General features: G+C 34.7%; 1 protein-coding gene. It reads left to right on the forward strand.

What is annotated here, in order from left to right; all coding sequences use genetic code 11:
- Positions 1–622 precede the first annotated feature (622 nt).
- The coding region (locus HC728_RS19605; RefSeq protein WP_190395978.1) for a porin at positions 623–1,184 on the forward strand (562 nt) is incomplete at its 3' end.

Genomic DNA, 1,184 nt, shown 5'->3' on the forward strand with positions numbered 1-1,184 from the left:
AATTCTGCAGTTAATTGTAATTCAAGAGAAAACTCAGACATAAAAAATCGGCCTTAAAATAAATTTAAGACCGATTATGAAGGCTGCCAAGGATCGTTCAAGTCCCTTAAACGATCGGCATTAGCCTTATATGGCTCCTTTTTTTATTTGTCAAAATATTAAGTTATTTGCCATTTATTGAAAGCGAATTATTAATGGTTTATCTATGTCTATAAATTAAAGTTGTTTTTTCTTTGCTTTTCAAAATATAGAGATCTCTGTCGCATTGAGTATTTTTTTATATTTATAAGTTGCTGTTTTATATATTTAACGCTGATTTTTATGTTTTTTGATCTATTTAATTTGATCTTAATCACTAACACGAAAGAAGTTTGCGCTCGCTCATATTTTTTTTATTGGAAATTAAGTTTTTGTTTTATGTTTTTTTATGAAAGTTTAGTCTTTATTCCATGGATGCACGGAGTGTATGCAGGAAAAAATATAAGGTAATTACAATTTTTGAATTTTCCTTTTCTGATTTAAAAATTGTGTGAATGAGGAGATTTATTTATTGCTTTCGGCGGCCAACTTAAAGCCAATAAATAATGAACACAGCTATATCCATTTTTAGGAGCTTTATTCCATGGAAAACAAATTTTTTAAAACAACGTTATTAGGCGCAGCTGTTGCTTTAGCATCTGCTGGTGTAACAGCAAAGGAAGTTGGTATTAACTCTGACTTTAATGTTGATGTTTACGGTGTTGCTGCTATATCGGTGGTTAACTACAACGTTACCGACAATGATGATGCAAGTACGGGTTTTGCAGTAGAGAATGAATCTCGAATTGGTTTCCGTGCACATAAAGAAATGTTTGAAAACGTATTGATTACAATGCAAATTGAATCAGGTTATGTTGATAACACTGACTGGCCACACGGTGGTGTTTCTGGTGGTGTGCTAGGTTTTCGTGATACGTTTATCGGTGCATCAGGTGATTGGGGTAACGTACGTGTGGGTCGTGTTCTTACTCCACTATACGAACTAGTTGATTGGCCTTTCTCTAACCCAGGTTTAGGCTCTGTATTCGATTGGGGTGGTATTGCTGGTCACTACGATCGTCAATCAAACCAAGTACGTTACGATTCTCCTAAGTTTGGTGGTTTCTCTTTTGCAGCTTCTGTTGGTCGTGATGATAATGCGAACG

The sequence above is a fragment of the Aliivibrio sp. S10_S31 genome (assembly GCF_014694495.1).
GTDB lineage: Bacteria > Pseudomonadota > Gammaproteobacteria > Enterobacterales > Vibrionaceae > Aliivibrio > Aliivibrio fischeri.